The 20,041-nt window shown below is 38.7% G+C and carries 21 protein-coding genes; 6 read left to right on the forward strand and 15 right to left on the reverse strand.

Translation table 11 applies throughout. The features are described 5' to 3' along the window. Positions 1-97: 97 nt before the first annotated feature. The 9 genes from ACJJVX_RS14770 to ACJJVX_RS14810 all read right to left on the reverse strand — a co-directional run bounded on the left by ACJJVX_RS14770 (position 98) and on the right by ACJJVX_RS14810 (position 7,215). Positions 98-1,276, reverse strand: coding sequence for a hypothetical protein (locus ACJJVX_RS14770; RefSeq protein ID WP_405632105.1), 1,179 nt, complete (start codon positions 1,274-1,276; stop codon positions 98-100). Positions 1,277-1,356: 80 nt separating this feature from the next. Further along, on the reverse strand, positions 1,357-1,794 hold the full coding sequence (locus tag ACJJVX_RS14775) for a hypothetical protein (protein WP_405632107.1): 438 nt from the start codon (positions 1,792-1,794) through the stop codon (positions 1,357-1,359). Further along, positions 1,791-1,991 carry a hypothetical protein gene (locus ACJJVX_RS14780; RefSeq protein ID WP_405632108.1) on the reverse strand — a complete coding sequence of 67 codons (201 nt, stop codon included), beginning with the start codon at positions 1,989-1,991 and terminating at the stop codon, positions 1,791-1,793. The genes ACJJVX_RS14775 and ACJJVX_RS14780 overlap by 4 nt, the downstream gene beginning before the upstream one ends. Then, complete coding sequence (locus ACJJVX_RS14785; protein ID WP_405632110.1) at positions 1,966-2,211, reverse strand: hypothetical protein; 246 nt, start codon at positions 2,209-2,211, stop codon at positions 1,966-1,968. The genes ACJJVX_RS14780 and ACJJVX_RS14785 overlap by 26 nt, the downstream gene beginning before the upstream one ends. Before the next feature lie 15 nt (positions 2,212-2,226). Next, complete coding sequence (locus ACJJVX_RS14790; protein ID WP_405632155.1) at positions 2,227-3,045, reverse strand: IPT/TIG domain-containing protein; 819 nt, start codon at positions 3,043-3,045, stop codon at positions 2,227-2,229. A gap of 6 nt (positions 3,046-3,051) precedes the next feature. After that, positions 3,052-4,281, reverse strand: coding sequence for a hypothetical protein (locus tag ACJJVX_RS14795; protein ID WP_405632113.1), 1,230 nt, complete (start codon positions 4,279-4,281; stop codon positions 3,052-3,054). A 138-nt stretch (positions 4,282-4,419) separates the two neighbouring features. Then, positions 4,420-5,628: an ABC transporter permease gene (locus ACJJVX_RS14800; RefSeq protein ID WP_054204648.1), complete on the reverse strand. Its 1,209-nt coding sequence runs from the start codon at positions 5,626-5,628 to the stop codon at positions 4,420-4,422. Next, entirely contained in the window at positions 5,621-6,409 is a 789-nt protein-coding gene (locus ACJJVX_RS14805) for an ABC transporter ATP-binding protein (RefSeq protein WP_170173915.1), read from the reverse strand. The genes ACJJVX_RS14800 and ACJJVX_RS14805 overlap by 8 nt, the downstream gene beginning before the upstream one ends. Next, the gene (locus ACJJVX_RS14810) at positions 6,406-7,215 is read right to left on the reverse strand and encodes a DUF3025 domain-containing protein (protein WP_405632116.1); all 810 of its coding nucleotides are present in this window, start codon (positions 7,213-7,215) and stop codon (positions 6,406-6,408) included. Before ACJJVX_RS14810 ends, ACJJVX_RS14805 begins: the two co-directional genes overlap by 4 nt. 108 nt (positions 7,216-7,323) lie before the next feature. Here ACJJVX_RS14810 and ACJJVX_RS14815 point away from each other — a divergent pair, with 108 nt between their 5' ends. Together ACJJVX_RS14815 and ACJJVX_RS14820 are read left to right on the forward strand one after the other, a co-directional pair. Next, a complete protein-coding gene (locus tag ACJJVX_RS14815) occupies positions 7,324-8,949 on the forward strand; it encodes a M28 family metallopeptidase (protein ID WP_054453042.1) in 1,626 nt (541 codons plus the stop codon). A 69-nt stretch (positions 8,950-9,018) separates the two neighbouring features. Then, a complete protein-coding gene (locus ACJJVX_RS14820; RefSeq protein ID WP_054453044.1) occupies positions 9,019-10,185 on the forward strand; it encodes a putative manganese transporter in 1,167 nt (388 codons plus the stop codon). Between the two features lie 157 nt (positions 10,186-10,342). On the opposite strand, the gene ACJJVX_RS14825 is transcribed toward ACJJVX_RS14820, so the two are convergent. The 6 genes from ACJJVX_RS14825 to seqA all read right to left on the reverse strand — a co-directional run bounded on the left by ACJJVX_RS14825 (position 10,343) and on the right by seqA (position 17,947). Then, a complete protein-coding gene (locus ACJJVX_RS14825; protein ID WP_054204653.1) occupies positions 10,343-11,926 on the reverse strand; it encodes a dihydrolipoyllysine-residue acetyltransferase in 1,584 nt (527 codons plus the stop codon). An 8-nt stretch (positions 11,927-11,934) separates the two neighbouring features. After that, positions 11,935-12,912 (reverse strand): alpha-ketoacid dehydrogenase subunit beta, encoded by a 978-nt coding sequence (locus ACJJVX_RS14830; RefSeq protein ID WP_054204654.1) that lies wholly within the window; start codon positions 12,910-12,912, stop codon positions 11,935-11,937. Then, entirely contained in the window at positions 12,912-14,126 is a 1,215-nt protein-coding gene (locus ACJJVX_RS14835; RefSeq protein WP_054204655.1) for a thiamine pyrophosphate-dependent dehydrogenase E1 component subunit alpha, read from the reverse strand. Before ACJJVX_RS14835 ends, ACJJVX_RS14830 begins: the two co-directional genes overlap by 1 nt. 262 nt (positions 14,127-14,388) lie before the next feature. After that, positions 14,389-15,441 (reverse strand): succinylglutamate desuccinylase, encoded by a 1,053-nt coding sequence (astE, locus tag ACJJVX_RS14840; protein WP_405632121.1) that lies wholly within the window; start codon positions 15,439-15,441, stop codon positions 14,389-14,391. 257 nt (positions 15,442-15,698) lie between these two features. Next, complete coding sequence (pgm, locus tag ACJJVX_RS14845; RefSeq protein ID WP_054204657.1) at positions 15,699-17,336, reverse strand: phosphoglucomutase (alpha-D-glucose-1,6-bisphosphate-dependent); 1,638 nt, start codon at positions 17,334-17,336, stop codon at positions 15,699-15,701. 11 nt (positions 17,337-17,347) lie between these two features. After that, positions 17,348-17,947, reverse strand: coding sequence for a replication initiation negative regulator SeqA (gene seqA, locus ACJJVX_RS14850; protein WP_054204658.1), 600 nt, complete (start codon positions 17,945-17,947; stop codon positions 17,348-17,350). A gap of 129 nt (positions 17,948-18,076) precedes the next feature. Between seqA and ACJJVX_RS14855 the strand changes: the two genes are divergently transcribed. The 4 genes from ACJJVX_RS14855 (at position 18,077) to fldA (ending at position 19,985) form a co-directional block, all read left to right on the forward strand. Next, on the forward strand, positions 18,077-18,844 hold the full coding sequence (locus ACJJVX_RS14855) for an alpha/beta fold hydrolase (RefSeq protein ID WP_054204659.1): 768 nt from the start codon (positions 18,077-18,079) through the stop codon (positions 18,842-18,844). A gap of 96 nt (positions 18,845-18,940) precedes the next feature. After that, positions 18,941-19,162, forward strand: a complete 222-nt coding sequence (locus ACJJVX_RS14860; protein WP_054204660.1) for a DUF2788 domain-containing protein — start codon at positions 18,941-18,943, stop codon at positions 19,160-19,162. 2 nt (positions 19,163-19,164) lie between these two features. Then, on the forward strand, positions 19,165-19,443 hold the full coding sequence (ybfE, locus tag ACJJVX_RS14865; RefSeq protein WP_054204661.1) for a LexA regulated protein: 279 nt from the start codon (positions 19,165-19,167) through the stop codon (positions 19,441-19,443). Positions 19,444-19,457: 14 nt separating this feature from the next. Beyond that, positions 19,458-19,985, forward strand: a complete 528-nt coding sequence (gene fldA, locus ACJJVX_RS14870) for a flavodoxin FldA (RefSeq protein WP_054204662.1) — start codon at positions 19,458-19,460, stop codon at positions 19,983-19,985. The last annotated feature ends 56 nt before the right edge of the window (positions 19,986-20,041 follow it).

Consider the following 20,041-nt stretch of genomic DNA (forward strand, 5'->3'; position numbering starts at 1 on the left):
GTTTTCTTTTGGGATTGTTAAATCAATCTCTGCGTGGCATGTAAAGCTTGCTAATAGCGACAGTGGCAATAAGTATTTATTAATTATCCTTAAAATATTACGAATTAAAAGAGCTTATAAAGTTTGGTAAATTACTCGCGTTGATAATTACTATCACGATAAATAAGCCGACCATCAAGCCAATGTGCCGCTTAAATGGGTAAACCATTTCGCTTGTTCTATCTAATGACACTGGGTATTGGTGTTTTAGTAACGAATATACGAGGGCCTCACTATCAACACTCCAGTGAGAAAGTGCTATGCTCTGCCCTTTTGTAGTATTAAAAACAAGCGATATTAAGTGTGACCTTTTTGTAGTTCTGCCAATAGAGTCATCAATTGTGTCGTAATTGTAATTCCATTTAGCCTCGATACTGACAATATCCTGTTTAGTTAATGTGCGCGGTTTTTTGTCGGTAAATAGTAACGCCGGCAGATAAAGCTCATCGCTAGTTATTTTAATATCAATAAAAGGAGATGTTTTTACTAAATAATAGTTATGGCAAACAAATGCTCGTGCAAGCCAATAACTAAAATACGTTATCACCAAAAAAGCCATTGCAGGCTTCCAGTTTTGTGACGAAAAAGCTATAAATACGGTAAGCAAAGTAAAGCAAGCTACGGTGAGATAGACCGATTTTTTCTTACTATCAGGAAGTGGCAACGCACACCTTAGAATAGAAATATTATTTTTAGCTTCAGCATTACCTAAAATAGTATTTTGCGGGAAGATTTTTGAAAACTTGTTTACTGTTGCTGAGTTTGTTTTTTCAGCCTCGGCCTCTTCACGTTTATCTGTATAAACGCGCTCAACAGTTGACAGTTTACTCACCACTAACTGCGCTTGTTTGGCTTGCTTAAAACACCTAAACGTGTAGGTGCTCAATTTACCTTCTGCTGAAGTGTAATTAATATCAATCACGCTAATGGCTTTATTATCTTGGCATGAAATTGTTTTAATCGTGCTAGTATCAATGGTGTGATGACTATACGTGAAGATTTTTTTCTTAAAAAAATAAGCCCCCAACTTTACATCTATTTGATTATTGTGCTCATCAAATTTTAATCGATGTTGAAACATCAAAAGTGCAATAATTAATAAAACATCAAGCCCATCACCTGTATCAACAATCAAGCCTTGACTTAAAACACCTAGTACAAGCCCTGCTACAGTTAGCCAAATTAGCAACCATTTAATCGTTTCTAATAGTGATTTTAATATAATTGAATTAGCCAAAATTCCCTCTTTAAATAAAAAGAGCATGCTTAGGTACATACTCTCATAACATATAAATACTTAAGGTAGTCAAAAGCTAATTAACTAGACGCAACAATGATTATCCATCCATCTTCTTTGGTAAGTTCAAATACACAGCCGTCAGACACGAATTTTTTTTCACCATACTGGGCTCTTATATCAACCTGTGCATAATTAGATTTCGATTCAGTTGATAATTTTTGAGATAAAACCTCGAATTCAGGGCTTGTTACATACTTTTGAAACTTTTCTGCCTTTTTACTCAAGTATGCGATAGCGCGTTTTTTTTCGTCCTCAGTATCTTTGAAATGCTTTGGTACAAAAGACATCAAGGTATCAATGTCTTTATCAGCTTTTGCTTTTCTAAACTCTTCGCACTTCTTTATAAATAATGGATCTTGATTATCCTTGGCAGGAAAATTCACATTTGATTCATTAGCAAATGCTGCTGTACTTAAAAATATGATGCTAGAAAGCGCTATTAATTGTGATTTCATTTCAAATCCTTTGTTAACGGAACAAATAAGGGGGATGTTGTGTAAATATTGAGTTTTTCATCATCTACACTGATTGCTGTGGCATCCATAGTAAAATGAAACCCACCATCAGCCTCTTCCCAGGTAAAGCTACTAACGTCAGGTGCTTGAGCAAATAACTTTCGTTCATTATTAAAACAAGAAACTCCCTGTAGCATTTTTTTGTTGATCTTCTACATTCCAAAAGTCATTATCTGGTTTAGAAAGGTATAGATAGCAACCACGCTCTAGACCTTCAACACTCACTTTATAATTCAACAGTCCAATATCGGGCTTTAGTTCGACAGAACCTTCAATAACACCATTAACTGAGTGTGAGTCTACACACCCTTGCAAAGCTAATGAGCTGAGCAATACACATATTGTTTTTTTTAACATAGCGTTCCTTATGTACTATGGATTATTTTTGCGTTCATTTTTTAGCTTTTTATAAAGATCATCTGCCACTGCTGTGGCTTTACCAATAATGCTATAGGACTCATCTTTTAAAAATGCATCAATTGACTCTTGCCGTAATTTTTTTTCATACCAGTATTTAAACTCTTTATATGATGCTAAATTACTTATTTTATTTTTTAACTGCTGCACATCCTCAACTTTGTTTTGATATGCAAAAGCACGTAAAACAAAAGATTTAAGTGTACTATCAACACTAAGTTCTATTTGGCTATCATCGGCTATGTAGCTTTGGAATAAACAAATGCCATCTTTGTAATAGAGTGAGATATAATCAGTAGTTGAGCTTATTTTTATCTGTTTGTTATTAAACGCATTGATATCGTTAAACTCTGTGTCTAAATTATCTACATAAAAAGGCCCCTTAACATGTAAGTAATCAGGCATGACAACCGTTAGCGATATAACCTGCTCTTTTTTGATACTTGAATAATTACTTTCACCATATACATTTTGTAAACTAAACCAGCCAGTTCCAACATCCTTAGGCACAATAAAGCTAGCACTTGTATCATCTATGTAATCTAACTGGATTGTCGGGCCATCTGCAAAGACTAATGAAGTACCACTGTCTAAGTTTTCACCGGTTATTAATACCTTATCGCCTTTGACTACACTTTTAGTCGGGATGTCTGTAATGATTGGTGTTTTTGGATGCAGTAGTGTGGCATCAATACTATTTGTTTTATAGCCATCTATAGCTAGAAAAAATGTAATTGGTTCACCACCTAGGGCAATCTTTGGGTAGTTAGGTATAACAAATTAAATTTTATTTTCTGACGTAATCGTCACTGGTAAATTAACGACGGGCTGTTTGTCATCCCCTTTTAATATTACCAAATGTGCCGCATTACCTTTTAGATTTTCTGAATTTAAATTAGCAGGGAAAAACGGCCTAGCTTTGTTAATAAATACTGCTTGGTCACTATGAGAATATGTTGTAGAACTAATGACTGGGGTATTTGATGGGTATAAGTTATTTATATTAGCTAATTTTTCTAGTGGCTGCGGATCGTTTACATCAAACAAAAAGTCGCCATCGTCGTCTGTATCTAAAAAATTAGGGATGCCATCACCATCAAGGTCATAACGGATAAACTCAACTAAGTTTAATTCTTCTGAATCTAAAACTACATTATTGTCACTATCTAAGTCTATGAAGGCTGGTTTTTTATCGCCATCTAAATCGTAGGTTGATTCTATATCATCAGTAATACCGTCATCATCACTGTCTAAATCAAGCCAGTTTGGAATACCATCTCTGTCTACATCATGGCTAAAGCTGAAGTTAGCTGTATAAATATGGTACTCATTTCCATCGGGTATTTTGTCATCATCGGTATGTTGCCCGAGGTGGTTCATGCACAAAGCAAGCTCTTTGTTTGTAGGAACGGCGTCTTTGTCTATATCAATAAATGCATGTACTGTATACGTAAAGCTATCCGCACCTAAGTTGTTTCTATCGGTAATACTTAAGTTAAATTCACCCGCTTGCTTAGGTGAGAAAGTGATAGCTTGACCTACTTTACCGACATGCTCGATGTTTGTTGGTATAGAAGAAATAACATCGCCATTATTATTAATGATGGTTAAAGACGGTGTGAAACGCTTAGCATCTTTAAAAAGAACAAACGTCACTGAAAAGTCTTCAACTAGCATTGAGCTGGGGATATTAAATTTAAAATCATCAATATCTACATTTTCAGAAATACCGCCTGTAGCTTTAAAAGGTATACTCCCAACTGGGTTTGCTTCGGCAACGTTATTATTAAACTCTTCTTCTTGAACAACCGTAATTGTGGTTTTATCCGCTTCAAACGGATAGTCATCTTGCTCATCAGGCACACCATCACCGTCTTCATCTTTATTTTGCCACGTACCTATATGGGTGGTTGGCTGAATGCTTTTTGCATGTGAAGTTGTTGTATAGGTTAGCATGCAAAAAGCACAGCTAACGCTCAATAGCGAGAGGTAGAATAGGGGTATTTTCAAGAATCCATCCTTGTGGTTAATCCATAGCTCAGCTTATGAACTTAAACGATTTAATGACTTAATACAATAGCTTCAAAGAAATGGCTTAAGAAACAAAAAAGCATCACGTAAGTGATGCTTTTTATAATGAGTAACACACTACCTAAATAGTACATCTTCTCGGTTAAACCATTTAACACAAAATGCCAGTAACGCACCTGCAATAAGTGCGGTTGCTAAAAATATTAGCCCTACAAATGTGTAATCAACTGTGCCTTTAATTATATCTTTAATGGCTAGCGCAACGTTTGTTACTGGGATAAACGCGGTTTTAGCGGTCAATTCCATATTCGGCATTATTGAAATAATGATAGGGAAGAATACACCCATGCTTAATGGAGCCATGTAGTTTTGGGCTTCTTTAAACGTACGCGCATAAATTGAGATAGCTAACGCTAAAGAAGAGAATATGGCAGCCAGTGGAAGTAATAACACAAAAATCATCAGTAAATCGGTTACTGCTAACGTACTAAAAGCCGTTTTAATAAATTCTAAGTCGGCGAACGCCAATGCAACTGCAACCCACCCGCCCATACTGACGACGGTAATTGTGGTTGATGCAATAGATGTAGTCAGTAATGTGATAAATTTACCGAGTACCAGCTCTGTGCGTGTTATGGGTGTAAGCAACAATGTTTCAAGTGTGCCGCGTTCTTTTTCACCGGCACCTAAATCTATTGCTGGATAAGTAGCCCCCATTAATACTAATGGAATAAGTAGGTAAGGTAAAAAGCCACCAATTTTTTCTCCTAAGTTTTCGCGCTTATCGGCTGTATCTACTTTAACAACTTCAATTGGGTTAAGAATAGATTTGTGCGTAGACTCTTCTATCCCAAAACTTTTTAGCTTATCAGCTTGCAGTACGTCGCTGTATTCTTGAGCAAGTTCTTTAACCCGTTTAAATAAAAAATTTATTGATTTTGCATCGTTAAATACAACTTGCCATTTGCTTTGCTCACCGCCATCGAGCGTTTTTACAGCATTACTTGGCAAGTAAATTCCCATATCTATATCGCCGGCTGTAACACCTGCTTTAAGATCTTCTATTGTATTAAAGGCTTTACTGCCTTTATAGAGTTCAAAGCTTTTGTGGTAAAACACTTTGTCGGTAAATTCTTGTGCATATTCGCCATTAATAATTACGTATGTATTAACTTTTTGGTCCGCTTCAAGTGCGGCTTGCGAACTAATAAAAGCCATAACTGCAAAAATTATTGGGAAAATAAGTACTGGCAGTGCCACAACAAACATAAGGGTTTTTTTGTCGCGAAGGAGCTCTTTCAATTCCTTTTTATATACTTCAAACATTATGCTTCTCCGTTAATATGTTCATAAACGCTTGGTTTAGCTCTTCACTGTTACCTGCCTTTTTAAATTCTTCAACAGTGCCATCAAAGCAGCTGATCCCTTCGTTGATCACTGCAACTCGATCGCACAGTAACGCAACTTCATCTAAATGATGGGTTGAGAATATAACCGGTGTGCCTTGTGCTTTGAGCCCTTTGATAAATTCGATCACAGTTTGTGTGGTCATAATATCTAACCCCGTTGTCGGCTCATCGAGCACCACAACCGCTGGCTGATGAACGACAGCACGGGCAATATTTGCTTTTTGTTTCATACCTGTTGATAGGTTTTCTGCTCGTTTATCAATAAAGCTATGCATATCAAGTAGGTCGAATAATTCATCGCAGCGCGTTTTAATCGCGGCTTTATTCATACCATGTAGTTTTGCAAAGTATTCTATATTCTCTTTTACCGTTAAGCGTCCATATAAACCTGTACTACCCGACAGGAACCCAATCGATTTACGCCCAAATAAAGGCTTTTTAACAATATCTTCGCCAGCGATGTAAATGGTGCCTTCATCTGGTTTTAATGCTGTCGAAATCATGCGTAATGTAGTTGTTTTTCCCGCACCATTGGGGCCCAGTAAACCAAGCACTTCACCTTTAGCGCACTGAAAACTGACATCACGAACTGAATGAAAATAATCTTTATCTTCACGCGGATCTACTTTTTCTAATTTATTTTTTTTATGATCTTTCGTCAGCTTAAATTTCTTTTTAAGCCCAGTTACTTCTATCATATTCGTGTCCTTCGTTTAGGTCTAAAGTAATCCGTATTACTATAAAATTCTGAGTTATTATTATCATACCAACCAGGCACCCCTAACAGAGGCAATGGCGATAGCAGGCTGTTGTCCCTTAAACAGTTGTCAACACTAATCATCTCATAAAGCATTTGATCTATAAACTGATACTGCTGTGCTAAATCTTTACAAAATATGTCAGCTGGTACTTTTACAAATAACGCTTTACCCGTTAAGCCAATATAGGGTTTTGTGAGCATTTCATAATTAGCGTGCCCAAAAATATAGGGGAAAATTGTTTTTCCCCATAGCTCGCGTTGCTCAAAAAATGCCGTAGTCCATTGATGATTTTTGAGTAATTTAGGCCACGAATCATCACTTACAGCGAGTACAACGCCACACTCATCAAATAAAGTTAACGCGTTGCGATGCTTAGTTCGCTGCTTTGTACCGTGTTGAGTTATTTCTTCAATATGACGCTGGTTGATCAGTGACTTAGTTTTAGGAAATAAGCACCATATTAGCCCGCCAAATAAATCATGCCAGTTTTGTTGTCGTGTAGGTACTTGCCCTGTATCGAAGATTATTTGTTCGTAATAACGTTCTTCTTCACTAAAACATGCATCATCAACAAAGGTAATTGCTTGTTGATTGGCATTTTTAGCATCAAGAAACGATGTAAACCACGTACATTGAGGCCAGTCAGGTAAATTACTTACAGCAAATAATGTATTTAGATGATTAAATGCTCCACTTTCAAGACTTGCACTATGCCATTGTTCATAAGGGGTAAATCGTTTCATGAGTACCTTTAGCTTTACAGTTATTATGAGGTGAGTTTACCGCAAAAACTGGTTCTCTTTAACAGAAGTTCTTATACTAGACTCACTTAAAACAAAAAAAGAGCGACTATGAAACGTTATTTTTCTCTTACACTTCTAGCAACTGCTGTACTTGCAGGATGTGCAACAACAAGTCTTACCTCTGATGATGTTACTAAAGGCTATAACTCGATTAATGATGTGCAATTAGCCGAGCATATTAAAGTATTAGCATCTGATGAGTTTGGTGGGCGCGCTCCATCATCAAAAGGTGAAGAGCTAACGCTTGCATACCTCACTGAACAATTTACAAAGTTGGGTTATAAGCCGGGTAACGGTAATAGCTTTTTACAAGAAGTGCCTTTAGTCTCTCTTGAAGCTGACTCAAACATGGTTTTAAGTATTGGCGGTAAAGACTATCAATATAAAAAAGACATGGTAATGGGCAGTAGCCGCATTAGTCAAAGCCAAGCTATTAAAGATTCCGAACTTGTGTTTGTGGGTTATGGTGTAAATGCGCCTGAATACAACTGGAATGATTACGCGGGCATTGATGTTAAAGGTAAGACCGTGGTTATGCTAGTAAACGATCCGGGCTTTGCGACTAAAGATCCTGCTCTTTTTACTGGCGATGCAATGACCTACTATGGCCGTTGGACTTACAAATACGAAGAAGCGAGTCGCCAAGGGGCTGCTGGTGCAATCATTATCCATGAAACAGCGCCAGCTTCATACCCGTGGTCTGTTGTTGAAAACTCTTGGAGTGGCGAGCAGTTTGGTTTTCAAAAAGAAAACAACAATATGGACAGAGTTGCTGTAGAAGGTTGGGTGACAACTGATGTTGCTAAAGAGCTATTTAATAAAGCGGGTCTAGACTTTAACACTGTCAAAAGCAATGCAGCTAAAGGTGCTTACAACGTAGATATGGGTGATTTAACCGCTTCGGTTGCGATTAAAAACACGATTAAAAAATCTATTTCGTATAACTTTATTGCGACGTTACCTGGCAGTGAACTGGCGGATGAACATATTATTTATTCAGCGCATTGGGATCACTTAGGCACAGATAAAAACCGTAAAGGCGATCAAATATATAACGGTGCTCACGATAATGCCACGGGTACTGGTGGTATGATTGAAGTAGCAGAAGCATTTGCAACTTTACCTGTTAACCCTAAGCGCTCTATGACCTTTTTAGCGGTTACAGCAGAAGAGCAAGGTCTACTTGGTTCAAAATACTATGCAGCAAACCCAGTTATCCCTGCAGATAAAACAGTTGCAAATATCAACATGGATAGCCTAAATTTACTTGGTAAAGTAAAAGATATCAGCGTGGTTGGTATTGGTAAATCGCAAATGGACACGTTGCTTGCTACAGCTGCTAAAGCACAAAATAGAACCGTATCTGGTGATCCTAAACCGTCATCAGGTGGTTACTATCGCTCTGATCATTTTGCTTTTGCTAATATGGGTGTACCTGCAATGTATGCCGGTGGCGGAAGCGAAGCATTTGATGAAGAAACGGCTAATTATCGCAAGCGTATGAGCTTAGTGCTAAGAGGTTGCTACCATCAACCTTGCGACAGATACCGTGATGAGTGGAATTTATCTGGCGCAGTGCAAGACTTACAGTTATTTTATCAAGTAGGTTTTGATATTTCACAGCAAAGCGAATGGCCAACATGGAATGAAAATTCAGAATTTCAAAGAAAATAATGTAAATGATATTGATTTTCATTTGATTTAAATCTAAAGTGCAACCTATACAGTTTTTAGGTTGCACTTATGTTCTCTCACACACTACCAAAAATCGCTCTGCCCGCGACACTTTTTGTTAATAACAAACGTTTATTATTGCCGTTTTTATTATTATGTTGCTTAGCTTATCCCCCTATTAGAGATATTACATTAGCCTCAATGAGCGATGCTTTTTTTCAGGTTAGTGTATTTGTTGCCGCCACATTATTTATTTACTATTACGCCATTGATCGGCTTCCACAGTTAGAGTTGGGCTATTTGAGCCAAAAATCTCCTTTACTCGAGGTAAGCTTTGCATCATTTTTAGGAGCCTTACCCGGCTGCGGTGGGGCCATTATTGTTGTAACGCAATTCACTAAAGGGCAAGCCAGCTTTGGCTCTGTTGTGGCAGTGCTCACCGCAACCATGGGTGACGCTGCGTTTTTACTCTTAGCAACAAAACCCATCGAAGGTCTACTTATTATGGCTATCGGCCTTAGCGTTGGCGTTATTAGTGGGTCTTTAGTGAATGCTTTTCATGACAAAGATTATCTTCGTCCAGAAAAAAATGACTTTTGCGATGACTGCTTAAACAGTCCTAGTAGAGCAATTATTTTCAGTAAGTCGGTATGGCAAATAATTCTTATACCCAGCGTGATCATTGCTGTATTAATAGCGTTAAATACAGACTTTAACGCTATTAATAACACCCTTGCAGATTTAATCACTGTATTTGGTGCTGTAATGGCGTTACTTGCTGTTACTACTTGGGCATTATCTTCAAAAGGGCAAAGCTATCAAGAGATCACGTCTGAGGAGGAAACAATCAACCCGCCGTCTAAATTATATAAAGTGCTTCAAGATACCCACTTTGTAACAGCTTGGGTTGTCGCATCATTTATGCTATTTGAACTTTTAGTGACCTTTGCAGGGGTTGATCTTAAAGCATGGTTTACCCACTATGCTTACTTAGCTCCTTTAATAGCTGTAGCAATTGGCTTTTTACCAGGCTGTGGGCCACAAATCGTGGTAACGACACTTTATATACAAGGTATTATTCCTTTTAGTGCGTTAGCGGCTAATGCAATCTCTAATGACGGTGATGCCCTATTCCCTGCAATAGCGATGGCACCGCGTGCAGCATTAGTTGCAACAGCTTATTCAGCAATACCAGCGATGTTTGTTGGGTATGGTCTATATTTTTATGGGGTTTAAAATCGTTGATACACAGGCAGATAAACAAGAAAATTTAGCCTAATGTGTTTATTAACAATTGTTCCTGCATCAATAGAGCCGTAGACAAGCGTTTTATTGGCAATAAAAAAGCTCAGCAATTGCTGAGCTTTTATTTGAACGTATCAAAGTAATGTAATTAACTCATTGCCATCATCATTTTAGCTGGGCTTTCTAAATATGATTTCCATAGGTTATTAAATCGTGCGATTGTCCCGCCATCAATTACTCTATGATCGCCAGACCAGCTTACTTGCATGATTGCTGCGGATATCACCTGCCCTTGTCCATCAAAACGTGGTAAGTGCTGTAATTTACCTAATGCAACAATGGCGACTTCTGGTTTATTAATAATCGGTGTTGCAATTGTGCCCCCAAGCGCACCAATATTAGAAATGCTAATCGTGCCACCTTTGAGATCATCCGGACTAACACGCCCTTCTCGGGCTGAATCTGTTAAGCGAGACACCTCATTAGCAACCTCAACAATACTTTTACTTTGGCATTGTTTAATATTTGGTACCAGTAAACCAATTTTTGAGTCCACAGCCATACCAATATTGTGATCGTCAAAATAGGTGAGTTCAGTGCAATCATCATTTACTTTAGAGTTTAAAACCGGAAACTCTTTCATTGCCAATGATAAAGCTTTAATGAAAAACGGCATCATAGTCAGCTTAACGCCTTGCTGCTTATACTGCTCTTTGAGATCGCTGCGCAGTGCGATTAAATTTGTTAAGTCAATTTCATCGCAAAAAGTAAAGTGCGGGATAGTTGTAACAGAGGCAACCATCTGCTTCGCCATTGCCGCTTTAATGCCTTTAATTGGTTCAACGCGAGAACCACCTGTGCCATTTGCTGGGTTTTTACTCGTACTCTTATCAGCTGCGGGTTGTAACGGTGACGTATCAATACTATTTGGTACTTCACTTTTGATAAATTGCGCTATATCTTCTTTATAAATACGGCCATTTTTACCGCTGCCTGGCACTGTTGTTAAGTCAACATCAAGTTCACGAGCTTTACGACGCACTGCTGGAGAAGCCACCGCTTTTTTATTAATTACTGGTGCAGAAACTACTTTATTTTCTGATTCAATCGGCTTTTGTTCAACGGCTTTTGTTTGTGCTTTTACTAAAGCGTCATTTATATCAACAACGTTTGCTTGCGTACCTGCAATCGACATTTGAAATAACGGGCTGTGCACTTGTGCCACATCACCTTTGGCATAAAATAATTTAACAACGGTACCTGTGTATTTAGCCGGAATTTGGACTAATGCTTTATCTGTCATTACATCACACACAGCCTGATCTTCTTCTATCTTATCCCCTTCACTTACCAGCCATTCAACAATTTCACATTCAACAATACCTTCACCAATATCGGGGAGAATAAAGTCTTCAAGTTGTTCATCGCTTGTAACGGCAGGTGTGTCGGCTTCAACATTAACGGCTGATTCAACCACCGGTAAAGGAATATCACCCGCCACATCCATCGCAAAAAGTGGCGCATGCACAAGTGCAATATCGCCTTTGGCGTAATATAGTTTGCTGATCACACCATCATGAACCGCTGGAATTTGAACTAATGCTTTATCAGTCATCACATCACAGATTGGTTGATCTTCAGCCACAGTGTCACCTTCAGCAACAAGCCATTCAACCACTTCACATTCAACTATGCCTTCACCGATATCCGGTAAAATAAAATCTTTTGCCATGATAACTCCTAAAATTCGACCGATTGCTTGATTGCAGCAAGTACTTTCAACGCATCCGGCACATACTCTTTTTCAAGCGCTAATGGATACGGTGTATCTAAGCCGCACACACGTAAGATGGGTGATTCTAAATGTAAGAAACATTCTTGCTGAATTGTTGCCGCTATTTCAGCACCAAAGCCATTCGTGATTGGCGCTTCATGGCTGACCACTAAGCGGCCTGTTTTAGTTACAGACTCAGCAATCGTTTCCATATCCCACGGCAAAATACTACGTAAATCAATCACCTCACAGCTGATCCCTTGTTCACTTGCTCGTTTAGCTGCATCTTCGATGATTTCCATCTGTGCACCCCAAGCAAGCAGTGTTACATCAGTACCTTGCGTGACCACTTCTGCTTTACCCAGTTCAATGCTGTAATCTTCTTCTGGCACCTCACCCGTTGACGCCCGATATAAACGCTTAGGCTCAAAGAAAATAACCGGGTTATCATCTTTAATCGATGCTCGTAGTAACCCTTTGGCTTGATAAGGGTTACGAGGAACCACTATTTTAAGGCCTGGCGTGTGTGCAAAATACGCCTCTGGTGATTGTGAATGATATAACCCTCCCGCAATACCACCGCCGTAAGGAGTACGAATCGTTAAGTTACCAACGTCGAATTCATTACCACTGCGATAACGAAACTTTGCGGATTCATTTACAATTTGGTCAAACGCAGGAAAGATATAATCTGCAAACTGAATTTCGGCCAGTGCTGGTGCACCAAATGCAGCGAGACCATTGGCAAACCCCATGATCCCCTGCTCTGTTAGTGGTGTGTTGAAGACTCGGTGTGAACCATATTTTTCTTGTAATCCCGAGGTCGCACGAAACACACCGCCAAAATACCCTACATCTTCACCAAAAATACATGCTTGAGGATGTTCGGCCATTGTAATATCAAGGGCTGAATTAATTGCATGTAACATATTCATTTTAGGCATTATTTAATTCTCCCTGCAGTGACTGGGTAGGCATCTGGGTGTTGCTTAATATGCGTTTTCAATTGTTCATACTGGCGTTGTAACGAAGGAATTGGCGTATCATATACATCTGAGACAAGCTCTTCTAAAGCGGGTTTAGCAACCACTTCAGCACGCTTTAATGCCGCAAGAATATCTTCTCGTATTTGCTCTTTGGCTTTGGTGTCTTCCTCATCATTAAGCCAATTTTTCTTAATGAGCCATTTACGAAAGCGCTCAATTGGGCAAGATTGAAAGTTTGCTTCTTCATCTTTAGAGCGATAACCACTAGGATCATCTGATGTAGAGTGCGCACCTAAGCGATAAGCAATTGATTCTATCAATACAGGCTCACCTGTTTTAGTGGCAATTTCGCGTGCTTTTTTGGTTGCCGCATAAACAGCTAAAGCATCAGCGCCATCAACACGAATGGTCTTAATACCGTAACCTACACCGCGAGATGCAATACCATCACCTTTAAATTGTTCATCCGCAGGCGTCGAAATCGCATAGCCGTTATTTCGAGCAAAAAATATCACAGGAGATTTATGTACTGCAGCCATATTTAAGCCGGCATGAAAATCACCTTCGGATGCAGCACCTTCACCAAAATAGCAGATAGTGACATTATCAATTGTGCTATTTAACTCACCCGTTTTTGCATCGATATGTTTGATTTTTTGTCCGTATGCATAACCCGTTGCTTGCGGTATTTGGGTACCCAACGGTGATGAGATAGTCATATAATTGAGGGCGTTTGAACCATAATGGATAGGCATTTGACGTCCTTTACCTAAATCCAATTCATTTGAAAACATTTGATTCATAAACTGGTCAAGTGTAAAACCACGATAATGCAATGCCGCTTGTTCACGGTATTGCGCCATGATCATATCGTCTTGGTCCAGTGCCGCCGCCGATGCAGTGACGGCTGCTTCTTCACCCAAGCATTGCATATAAAAACTAACGCGGCCTTGACGTTGAGCTGCTTGCATTCGTTCATCTAATGCACGAATAAAACGCATAGTTTCATATAATCGCAGCGCCGTACTTTCATCAATATCAGGTGCGGTAGCCCCTGTGTGAATATCGCCGTCCTCATTTAAGATGCTTACGGTCGGAATATTCAGCGCATGACCATCAATAAATGCAAGATCATGACTAATATTCACCGATACGTTATTTGGATTACTCATAACCTACCTTCTTTTGTTGTCGAAAACAGTGCAAGTCACTTGTTATTATTGGATGTGACCTACAGGATAAACTTTGCAGAAACTGCACTGTATTTAAATTAAAGCTGCCGACACCTTACGTTAACGTAAAGCGTTATTCAACTAATCATAGACGAAACAAAGTTAATTGGCGAGAGTTGGGCTGGAAAGTTAACTATACATTCAAATTAAACATTTAAAATCATATAGTTAACTCTTTATTTTGGTTGGTTAATACAATTTATTAAATAATATTATCTGTGTTTTTTAATGGTATTACGGTTAACAATGCACGCTGACCAAGGGCTACATCAGAATTTGGAAATATAATTGCCTCACCATCGACTTCAGCGTAATAACAGGTCTGACCATCGGTTGCGAGTAATTCACCTTTAGCAAAACCAGTAAAATTCTCGGCGTCATCGGAAAATGGAAACGAAAATACGTGTTCGGTCCGATTAATTGAACGATGAACTGAAAACAGTTCAAAATCACTTGCATCAAATTCTTTATAAATCACTTCTTTTTGGCTAATTAATGCAGTGAGTGTTTGCTTTGTTTTTTCAAAGCGACTCATATCATTTTCGCCAAAAGGCTTGACCTGCCCAAGTTCAACTGTAAACGAATCCGCGCCATGCACAAAAGATGAATAATAGCTAAAGGTCGTCGCGGCTGATTTCATCATAAGGACTGTATTTACACCGCAGCTAAGCAAAAATTGTAATTGCGCTTTCTTCCATGGTTTGCCATGTAAAAAAGGATAGACTGCAAACTTATCGTTTTTTGAGCCACGTATTGCCGTGTGTAAGTCATAATGGCATCGCTGACTTACTTGCGAGCCACGATAATAAAAATCACTGACGTATTGTTCAAGTTTCGCAGCTCTGACACGCTCATTATTCATTGGTACACCTTCAACTGTATGATGACCATTAAATAAACGGTTAAGGTTTTCACCTATAAAGCGTTTGCCAATATTGATTGATTGCGGGTTACCAAAAATAAACAAAGCGCGTTGTGCTAATTGCAAATCGCCGCTAATGATCCGCTTAATTAATTCATCGCAGATTTCAATTGGCGCGGTTTCGTTGCCATGGATTGCACTCGAAAGTACCACATCTTTCGTAGTGATGCCTTTTGGTTGGAACTCTATAACCCCCGTATCATGCACCGTTACTGCTGTACCGTTATCCAACGTAAAAGTACTGGCATCTAAGTGCCATTCATTGTTACGACTGAGCGTTAAAAAATCACCATTTTGTTTTAATTCATTTAAGTAACTTAAATTGGCTGACATACTTCTAAAGCCTTTATTTTATTGTGTGAATGAGAAACAAAAACGGCTGATTAAATCAGCCGTTTTAATAATGTATTATACCCAAGCCACCTCAATATATGAGGTTCAGTTGGACGTTTCACAGACGTTCCTTTCATTGTTGTTACTTATCAAAAGGACTATCAAAAGGGACAGCCATTATTGCAAAGTAACGTATTGATAATAAACGCCTGTGAAAACGCCAAGCTCTGCATCTTAAGACGGTTTGGGTATATCAGTTAGCTAATCACTGAATCAACCAACTTTTTAGCTTCTTTTTCAAGTAATGCTAAATGCTCTTCACCCTTGAATGATTCAAGGTAGATTTTATAAATATCTTCCGTACCTGACGGTCGAGCAGCAAACCAACCATTTTCTGTCACCACTTTTAAACCACCAATTGCAGCATTGTTACCTGGGGCATGGGTTAGTTTTTGTAAAATAGGCTCACCTGCAAGTGTATCTGCGGTGACGTCTTTTGCACTGAGCGCTTTAAGTCGATCTTTTTGCGCTGTACTTGCAGGTGCATCAATACGTTTATACAAAGGAGCCCCAAACTCTTGCTCAAGTTCTTTGTAACGTGTAGAGGGTGTTTTGCCTGTCACAGCTAAAATTTCAGCCGCTAATAAGCCCATAATAAAACCGTCTTTATCGGTATTCCATACTGAACCATCAAAACGTAGGAACGACGCCCCTGCACTTTCTTCACCACCGAATGCTAAAGTACCAGTACTTAGGCCTTCTACAAACCATTTAAAACCAACGGGTACTTCTTGCACCTGACGGTTATTACGAGCAACGACACGGTCAATCATAGCGCTTGATACAAGTGTTTTACCAATTTGAACTTCTTTAGACCACTTACGATGATTTAATAAATAGTCGATCGCTACAGCTAAAAAGTGATTCGGGTTCATTAAACCATCAGGGGTTACAATACCGTGACGGTCATAATCAGGGTCATTACCAATGCTAAGATCAAAGTCATCTTTGAGTGCAATTAGGTTTGCCATTGCGTAAGGCGACGAACAATCCATACGAATTTTGCCATCTTTATCAAGTGGCATAAACGCAAAACGTGGATCAACGTTGTCATTTACAACCGTTAGGTCTAAATTGAATTTCTCAGCAATCACGGGCCAAAAATTAATACCCGAGCCGCCAAGTGGATCAATACCTATTTTAATTTTTGCTTTTGATATCGCTTCTACATCAACCACATTGATTAAATCATCGATATAAGGCGTCATTAAATCTTGATATTTAATAAAACCAGAACGTGCAGCCTTAGCAAACGGAAAAAGCTCTACTTCAACTAAATCTTCTAATAAAAGTTGATTAGCTCTGTCTTCAATCCATTTGGTTACATCGGTATCCGCAGGACCGCCATTGGGTGGGTTGTATTTAAAGCCGCCATCTTCTGGTGGGTTATGCGAAGGCGTAACAACAATCCCATCTGCTAATTCATTAGGGTGTAATTTGTTATGACACACAACTGCATGGCTGATAACTGGCGTTGGTGTAAAATCGTCATTCTCTTGTGTAATAACTTGCACTTCATTAGCAACTAATACTTCAATAGCTGAGTTATAAGCTGCTTCACTTAAAGCGTGTGTATCTTTACCTAAGAAAAGTGGACCAAAAATATTGTTCTGTTTGCGATAATCACAAATCGCTTGTGTAATGGCGAGAATATGAGATTCATTAAACTTCACATCATATGAACAGCCACGGTGTCCAGATGTACCAAAAGCAACACAATGCTCAGGGTTTTGTTCTAAATCAGGCTCATTTAAATAATAAGCTGATACTAATTTTGGTACGTTCACTAAATCAGATTGTGTTGCAGGTTTCCCGGCACCGGAATGAATCGCCATTACATGTCCTTTTATAGGTAGTCTCGAATTTTTTCGGCTTGTTCAGCACTGTAACCTAAGCCAAGTGCCACTTCGTGTAACATCATTTTTTTACGTGTTGTATTTGAATTAGTCATTACCCAATATTCACTGTCAGTGATATTTTTTGGATTCATACTACTTCCACTGTTAACGAGCGCTTCTTTACTGGTTGCAAAATAAACGCGATCACGCCCTTGTACATCCAGAACGGCTGAAAAATTAGCCTTATGCGTTCGATGCAAAGCAGACAAAATAAATAGAAAACGTCCAACAACACCTTTTTGCATCGCTAACTCTTCTTTATTTAGAATATTAAAAACATTAGCGTTTTGCTGAGTCATTTGTGTGACAGTCGCACTGCTTTGTGTTTTTTTAAGCGCTTGTAGATCACTTTTATCTGCTTGTGATTCGTTGTTAGTTGATTGTTTTGTGGGAGCAACTGATAGTTCCGGCTCACTATTCGCCGTTGAGACTGTTTCACCGTTGAGGTTTAATAAACGACGTAAAATAGTGGATGCGCTTTCACCAATGCTCTGCGTATTGCTCGCAATGTATTGATATAACTCGTCGTCTATGTCAATTTTTTTCATGTTCTTCCTGTCGTTACGGGTCACATTTTTTCATTCCAATGCATTATACCCAAACCTGATTTAATTCTCTATGTTTTGCAATTTGTTATTTCACTAGGCAAACTACGCGCTCTTTTATTGGAGAATGTCATGCTATTAAATTATAAACAATCTGGACACGGGCCTGATGTCGTTTTGATTCATGGGCTATTTGGTTCGCTCGAAAACTTAAATGTGATAGCCAATGCATTAAGTGATAACTTCACAGTAACGAATATTGACTTGCGCAATCACGGACGATCACCCCATAGTGAAGTCATGGATTACCCTAGCATGGCAAACGATGTTTTACGATTGATGACCCATTTAAATATTAATACAACTCACCTCGTTGGCCACTCTATGGGCGGTAAAGTAGCAATGCAAATCGCATTAAGTACCCCCTGCGTGGTCAATAAACTCGTTGTGCTTGATATTGCCCCCGTGGCTTACCAAAGCCGCCATGATGATATTTTCACTGCGTTAAACACTGTAGCAACACATCAAATCACCGACAGAAAACACGCCGACCAAATCATGCAAGCGTTTATCCCTGAGCTGGGTGTTAGGCAATTTTTACTGAAAAGTTTAGCTAAAAATGAATCGGGTCAATACCAGTGGCGCTTTAATTTACCAACATTGAGTCAAAAATATAGTAATATTCTAACAGATTTAGAAGATAATGATTCTTGTTTATGCGATACTTTATTTATTAAAGGTAATGACTCTGACTATATATTGCCGCAATACCGAGCTGCCATAACAGCACGATTTAAAAATGCTAAAGCAAAAATCATTCATGGCGCGGGGCATTGGTTGCATGCACAAAAACCACATGCGGTTAATAAATCAATTACTGATTTTTTAATGGTTAATTAAGTTAAAATTTAATCACGTAATTTTGGCTGCAGCTACTAAATTATTGGTTTTTTTTATGCTATAGTACGCGCCGTTTAATTTAAAGGTTATACGTTGATGGTCAGTCAGTTAATTAACGAATTTGATACCCTAGGGTTGTATTTTGGCTTAGCCGGTGTGTTCTTTTTTATCGGTATGGCTATTCAAGATGTACTAAAAAAAGGTAATGTACCTAAGTTTGGTCGTTATGTAGTGTGGCTTGTACTCTTTTTAGGTTGTTCAGGGTTTATTGCAAAAGGACTTATTCAAGTTTTTTGGCAAGGTGCGGGTGTTGGTTAAGCATGGCAAAGTCAGAGACTGATAGAACAACGCTCGATTTATTTGAATACGAGAAACGTCCAGGTAGGCCTAAAACGAATCCCCTTCCAAGGGAAATGCAGTTAAAGGTTAATAAACGTAATCAAATAAAAAGAGACAAAGCACGCGGTTTAAAGCGTGTAGAATTTAAAGTTTCGTCACAGCTGTATCAAGCATTAAGTGATATGGCCGATGCACAAAATATTAGCCGTAGTGCGCTGATTGAAACAATTTTACAAGAAAGATTGGCTATTGATAGATAAAAGGTTTTAAATCCATGGCAAGTGTAGGTATTTTTTTCGGAAGTGATACAGGTAACACAGAACACGTAGCTAAAATGATCCAAAAAGAATTGGGTAAAAAATTAGTTGCTGTGCACGACATTGCTAAAAGCTCAAAAGAAGAGATCGCAGAATTTGACTTAATCTTATTTGGCATCCCGACTTGGTATTACGGTGAAGCGCAATGTGACTGGGATGATTTTTTTCCTGAGCTAGAAGAAGTTGATTTTGATGGCAAGCTAGTTGCTATTTTTGGTTGTGGAGACCAAGAAGATTATGCAGAATACTTCCTCGATGCCATGGGTATGATCAATGATATTGTGTCTGAGCGTGGCGCAATTGTTGTTGGACATTGGCCAACTGAGGGCTACGACTTTGAAGCATCTAAAGGCATGGCTGACGACAAGCACTTTGTAGGCTTAGGTATTGATGAAGATCGTCAACCTGAACTAACAGAACAACGCGTTAAAGCGTGGTCTGCACAAATTTTTGAAGAGATGTGTTTAAGCGAACTTGCTGACTAATAGCAACCACTAGACGCTGACCTATTAAAGTTCTATATTTTGGTTAGCGTTTAAGC

Origin of the sequence: Pseudoalteromonas sp. Ld20, from assembly GCF_045064175.1 — a bacterium.
Taxonomy (GTDB): domain Bacteria; phylum Pseudomonadota; class Gammaproteobacteria; order Enterobacterales; family Alteromonadaceae; genus Pseudoalteromonas; species Pseudoalteromonas neustonica.

Bases quoted from the DNA above. Each gene is read 5' to 3' on its own strand.
- ACJJVX_RS14825 (WP_054204653.1), bottom strand. From the start codon at position 11,926: ATGGCAAAAGATTTTATTTTACCGGATATCGGTGAAGGCATAGTTGAA.
- ACJJVX_RS14830 (WP_054204654.1), bottom strand. From the start codon at position 12,912: ATGCCTAAAATGAATATGTTACATGCAATTAATTCAGCCCTTGATATT.
- ACJJVX_RS14780 (WP_405632108.1), bottom strand. From the start codon at position 1,991: ATGCTACAGGGAGTTTCTTGTTTTAATAATGAACGAAAGTTATTTGCT.
- ACJJVX_RS14810 (WP_405632116.1), bottom strand. From the start codon at position 7,215: ATGAAACGATTTACCCCTTATGAACAATGGCATAGTGCAAGTCTTGAA.
- ACJJVX_RS14820 (WP_054453044.1), top strand. From the start codon at position 9,019: ATGTTCTCTCACACACTACCAAAAATCGCTCTGCCCGCGACACTTTTT.
- ACJJVX_RS14835 (WP_054204655.1), bottom strand. From the start codon at position 14,126: ATGAGTAATCCAAATAACGTATCGGTGAATATTAGTCATGATCTTGCA.
- ACJJVX_RS14805 (WP_170173915.1), bottom strand. From the start codon at position 6,409: ATGATAGAAGTAACTGGGCTTAAAAAGAAATTTAAGCTGACGAAAGAT.
- ACJJVX_RS14855 (WP_054204659.1), top strand. From the start codon at position 18,077: ATGCTATTAAATTATAAACAATCTGGACACGGGCCTGATGTCGTTTTG.
- pgm (WP_054204657.1), bottom strand. From the start codon at position 17,336: ATGGCGATTCATTCCGGTGCCGGGAAACCTGCAACACAATCTGATTTA.
- ACJJVX_RS14800 (WP_054204648.1), bottom strand. From the start codon at position 5,628: ATGTTTGAAGTATATAAAAAGGAATTGAAAGAGCTCCTTCGCGACAAA.
- ybfE (WP_054204661.1), top strand. From the start codon at position 19,165: ATGGCAAAGTCAGAGACTGATAGAACAACGCTCGATTTATTTGAATAC.
- ACJJVX_RS14815 (WP_054453042.1), top strand. From the start codon at position 7,324: ATGAAACGTTATTTTTCTCTTACACTTCTAGCAACTGCTGTACTTGCA.
- ACJJVX_RS14785 (WP_405632110.1), bottom strand. From the start codon at position 2,211: ATGTTAAAAAAAACAATATGTGTATTGCTCAGCTCATTAGCTTTGCAA.
- astE (WP_405632121.1), bottom strand. From the start codon at position 15,441: ATGTCAGCCAATTTAAGTTACTTAAATGAATTAAAACAAAATGGTGAT.
- fldA (WP_054204662.1), top strand. From the start codon at position 19,458: ATGGCAAGTGTAGGTATTTTTTTCGGAAGTGATACAGGTAACACAGAA.
- ACJJVX_RS14775 (WP_405632107.1), bottom strand. From the start codon at position 1,794: ATGAAATCACAATTAATAGCGCTTTCTAGCATCATATTTTTAAGTACA.
- seqA (WP_054204658.1), bottom strand. From the start codon at position 17,947: ATGAAAAAAATTGACATAGACGACGAGTTATATCAATACATTGCGAGC.
- ACJJVX_RS14860 (WP_054204660.1), top strand. From the start codon at position 18,941: ATGGTCAGTCAGTTAATTAACGAATTTGATACCCTAGGGTTGTATTTT.